The organism is Faecalitalea cylindroides ATCC 27803 (genome assembly GCF_000469305.1).
GTDB classification, from domain to species: Bacteria; Bacillota_I; Bacilli_A; order Erysipelotrichales; family Erysipelotrichaceae; genus Faecalitalea; species Faecalitalea cylindroides.
In genome coordinates this window covers 1-4,388 of sequence record NZ_KI270998.1, presented here as the reverse complement: position 1 = coordinate 4,388, position 4,388 = coordinate 1, and the positions used below count along the sequence as shown (strand labels likewise).

The following is a 4,388-nucleotide window of genomic DNA, read 5'->3' as shown; positions in this document are numbered from 1 at the left end:
ACTGGATATGAAATTGTTAAATTAGGATTTGTCGTCATCAAAGCAGTAAATTCATTACCGACATATTCATTATCGACATAATCGTTCCGGCTTCACATTCTGCGTAATCAAGAGTATTGTCTGGATATAAATATACTTTTGAAAATTCTTTTGCCTTTTCTTTTACTTCGTCGCTAATAATTACCGAATTACAGTTCTTGCAATGTAATACAGGTGCATTTACGACCTTTATACTTTTTCCGTTAATAGTCATAGAAAATTCGCCGATTTCTGAGTGCAATGTGTTATGACATTTCATACATTTCATTGTAAATCCTCCTTGAAAAATTCCAATTTGTTAAACAGTTATATCTAATTTATTTAGTATAGATTCTTCTAACGAGTATAAGCTAAACCCATACCCATTATAACAAATATAGCTGGTAGAAAATCAATTTGAGAAAAAATTATCGCAAGATAATCTATGTAAGCTGGCCATGGAAGAGTCAATTGCAAAATTGGAATTAAACACCATGGTGAAATAAAGACTATGTATATGATTAAGATTGCAACTAGGAGAAAAAATATTTTACGGTTTGTTTTTTGGATACCTAGAAAATGTACTAGGAACCATCCCAGCAAGAGGGAACACATAGGTAAAATTAATGGTCGGATGGCAAATTGTAAATAACCTAATTGATAAGTTGATTGGGCCTGTCGAAACTGTATATATTCCAAATAATCGAAAAGTGGTAAAGCAAGAGCGAAAAGACATGCTAAAATTAAATACAATGTACTTCGATTTTGTTTCATAAAATATCACTCCCTTCAAAAATAAGTTCTGATCTTATAACAAATAGATAAAGATAACTGACATATAAATTTCATTATAGTTAATAACTCAAATCTTTATTTTTATATATAGCTATATATAGCTGCATACTAGAATTAATCTCGGTTGTATTTTATCTCTGCATGTACAAAGAGAATCGTTCCAGTAATGAAACCAATAGCTAAAACTAGAATGCCATACGATACATTTGTAAAGTAATTGATAAACCACATAATAATGAAACTTAGTCCAAAGATGATGAGTGCCGTGCCTATTTCAGTACAATAGATTTTTTTATCTTGTTCTTTGACTCTTTTATAATGATATCTACGAATTAAAGAAATCTTTTCTTGTTTCCAAATCAAGTATCCACATACGATTAAAATTAATCCTAGAGAAACATTCATAATTAATACAAATAACCATTCCATAGAATTCTCCTAAAGTGATAGCTTGTATAAGTTAAACAGTATTTTTTATATTATCTTGCTCAGAGCAGTATAGAATACTTATCTCTATTCTTAGGTACTGTCTTTCTTCAATTTTATTATACAGTATTATTTTACGATAGTGAATAAATTAAAAGTGCAATTTATACAGATTTTACTTTTATAAGGCTAATATGTATGCATAATTTATTTTCTTCCATCTTTTTCCTGACTTTCCTCCATCCATCTTTAAATTCTTTCTTTTTTCTATTTTTTATCAATCATTTCTCTTTAAATCTGAGATTAAAGCTTGAAAAAATTTTAGAACAATTCAAACTTTTATACTCAGTTTATTCTGCTGGTCTCGTTGTGATGGGATGGTCGATGGATGATTGAGTGAATTGGTTAAGGGTGGGGAATGTCAGGGGGAATGATGGAGGGAATCAAACCACTATAAAATAGACAAAAATAATTTCATTTATTATTGATTCGTAATACTGTATTATATCTACAATAATTCTTTAATCTTTGAATTTTTATTATTATCAATGAAACGGAACATTATATGCTGGTTGCTTTAAATGACGGATACTTTAAAACAACGGGTACTGATTTTGACCATATCCTTCCGCCAATCAGTCGATTTGGAGGGAAACGTAAAACAATCAAAGAAAGAGTTGCTGAAAAGCTGAATGCGTTCTATGAAAAATATTTTGATATTTTTTAATTGCCAAAGTGAACAGACGTTTATAGGCTGTTCATTATTTTAATGGTTATAGTGATATCTATTGTTTAATAAATCTAAATCATTTAGAATAGAGGTATGGAAAAAGGGTTGACATTTAGTTTAATGCGCGATTACAAACGAACAGGTAGAGTTTGCCCTTTTTTTACATGTACAAAAAACGTACGACAGTACAGATATATCCTAGATAGAAGGAGTATCTGCGCTTTTTGCGTATAAAGAGGAAGGAGAAATTAAATGAAAAAGAACGTAAATAAATTAATTGCAGCATCGCTTGTTACTACTATGGGATTAGGTTATATCAATTATCCTGTATATGCACAGGAAGAAACAGATAACACAGATACTATTTTTTCTGAAGAAAAGTGGAATGATGAAGCTGTGGAAGCGGAAGAAACAAGTGAGAACGAGAAAACAGAAGTTGAGGAAGAGACTTCCATATCAGAAATGGATAAAATAGAAGAAACGAACGATACCAATAGTTTCCTCAGTCTGCCAAAACCACTTGCAGAAATCGCTGAAAAAGATAGTGTAGTAAATGAAATTCAACCATTGGCGAATGAAACCATTACTTACGATAATCTGACGATCACAGGAGAAACAAGCAACTACACTTATAGCGGAGGAACTCTTACGATAACAGGCAATGGAGCATTTTCGCTGAGCGGAGATTTTTCTAAGCTGATAATTAACCCAGAACTAACTGTTACGTTAAATCTTAATAATGTAGATTTATATGTTTTGTATGATAACACAGTTACTATCGGCGCAAATAGCGAATTGACGTTGAATTTAATCGGAAGTAATACTTTTGTTTGCCATACAGCTGCTGGAACTTCAAGTTATCTTTTGACGATATCAGGCGATACAAACTCAAATTTAATTATTAATTCAGATAGTGGTTCAGCAGGAAGCCTTTCTATCCAAAAGTGGGGAGGAGTTACACAGAATTGTAGAAATGTCAGCATTACAATAAATGGCGGAACGGTAAGCGGTATCAACGGTGTCACTCCAATATACGGTACAAATAGTTGGGTTAGTGACCTGATTATTTCTGATATAACATATGGAGAAATGCCGTCTCCTTCTGCGGTTGCTAAGATAGGAACACCGACTTATACATATGCGACTGAAGAAAACGGAACATATACAAGCGCTGCGCCAATTACGGCGGGAACATATTATGTAAAGGCAACTGTGAGTTATGGTGGTGAAAGTCTGGAAGCGATTAAAAAATTTGAAATTGAAAAAGCAGACAGTGAGATTGCATTTGTAAATGGTTTTTCACTGGATAAGCAGTATGACGGTAATACAGTTACAATCGGCTCTGATGATTTGACGAAAACAGGAAGCACGAATACCGTTACTTTTACATGGTATAAAAAAGATGGAAACGACTGGACAAAACTTGAAGAATCTCCTGTAAATGCAGGAAACTATAAAGTGGTTGCCAGTGTAGAAGCAGATGCGAATTACAAAGGAGCAACCGCAGAAAAAGAATTTTCTATCAGCCAGACGACGAACGAGTGGACCAGTGAACTTTCTATTGCAGACTGGACATATGGACAGACGGCAAGTACGCCTGTTGCTACTGCCAAATATGGTAATGTAGTGTTTACATATAGCGATAAAAAGGATGGTACTTATACAGGTAAAGTGCCAACAGAAGCAGGGACATGGTACGTCAAGGCAACTGTAGAGGGAAATGAAAATTATACAGGAATGGTAGCAACTGATTCCTTTGAAATCTCTAAAGCGCAACCTTCTTTCACACTTCCAAAGGATTTGGTTATTAAACAGGGGGATGCTTTATCAACAGTTAGTCTTCCAGATGGCTTCACATGGGCAGATGATACACAAACAGCGGATGTACTAGGAACACAGCCATTCAAAGCTGTCTTTACACCAGAAGATACGACAAACTATCAGACCGTAGAAGTAGATATTACAGTAGAGGTTGTGCCTGCAGTATCAGTTATCAATAAAGCACCGAAGATTACTGCTGAAGATAAGACATTGACAGTTGGTGATACATTTGATGCAATGAAGGATGTTACCGCAACCGATGCAGAAGATGGTGACCTGACGGACAAGATTGTTATCACTAAAAATACAGTGGATACTTCCAAGGCTGGAAAATATACGGTTGTATATGAAGTAACGGATAGTCATGGAATCCGTGTTGTTAGAACGATTTATGTAACAGTACAGCAGAAAACCACGGACACCGATAAAGAGGATTCCAATAAAAATTCTACCAAAGATACAGCTCAAACAAGTACACAGACAAATGTTATGGCTTGGTCTGTATTGGGTATAGCTTCTCTAGGAGCTTTATTAGCTGTATTGTTCAAACGTAAACATCAGTAAAAACGAATCATGATGAAAGGATGCTTATGTGAGC

Annotated in this window: 5 protein-coding genes; 2 read left to right on the top strand and 3 right to left on the bottom strand. The window is 34.1% G+C overall.

Annotation, left to right across the window (positions count from 1 at the left end):
• Window positions 1–37: 37 nt before the first annotated feature.
• The 3 genes from HMPREF0367_RS05195 to HMPREF0367_RS05185 all read right to left on the bottom strand — a co-directional run bounded on the left by HMPREF0367_RS05195 (window position 38) and on the right by HMPREF0367_RS05185 (window position 1,242).
• Window positions 38–307, bottom strand: a complete 270-nt coding sequence (locus HMPREF0367_RS05195; protein WP_035401898.1) for a YgiT-type zinc finger protein — start codon at window positions 305–307, stop codon at window positions 38–40.
• Window positions 308–375: 68 nt separating this feature from the next.
• Complete coding sequence (locus HMPREF0367_RS05190) at window positions 376–792, bottom strand: hypothetical protein (protein WP_035401895.1); 417 nt, start codon at window positions 790–792, stop codon at window positions 376–378.
• 135 nt (window positions 793–927) lie between these two features.
• On the bottom strand, window positions 928–1,242 hold the full coding sequence (locus tag HMPREF0367_RS05185) for a DUF3784 domain-containing protein (RefSeq protein ID WP_035401892.1): 315 nt from the start codon (window positions 1,240–1,242) through the stop codon (window positions 928–930).
• Between the two features lie 529 nt (window positions 1,243–1,771).
• Here HMPREF0367_RS05185 and HMPREF0367_RS10425 point away from each other — a divergent pair.
• Both HMPREF0367_RS10425 and HMPREF0367_RS10725 read left to right on the top strand, forming a co-directional pair.
• Window positions 1,772–1,966 (top strand): type I restriction endonuclease subunit R, EcoR124 family, encoded by a 195-nt coding sequence (locus tag HMPREF0367_RS10425; protein ID WP_345917184.1) that lies wholly within the window; start codon window positions 1,772–1,774, stop codon window positions 1,964–1,966.
• 255 nt (window positions 1,967–2,221) lie between these two features.
• Entirely contained in the window at window positions 2,222–4,354 is a 2,133-nt protein-coding gene (locus tag HMPREF0367_RS10725; protein ID WP_051335188.1) for an immunoglobulin-like domain-containing protein, read from the top strand.
• Window positions 4,355–4,388 lie beyond the last annotated feature (34 nt).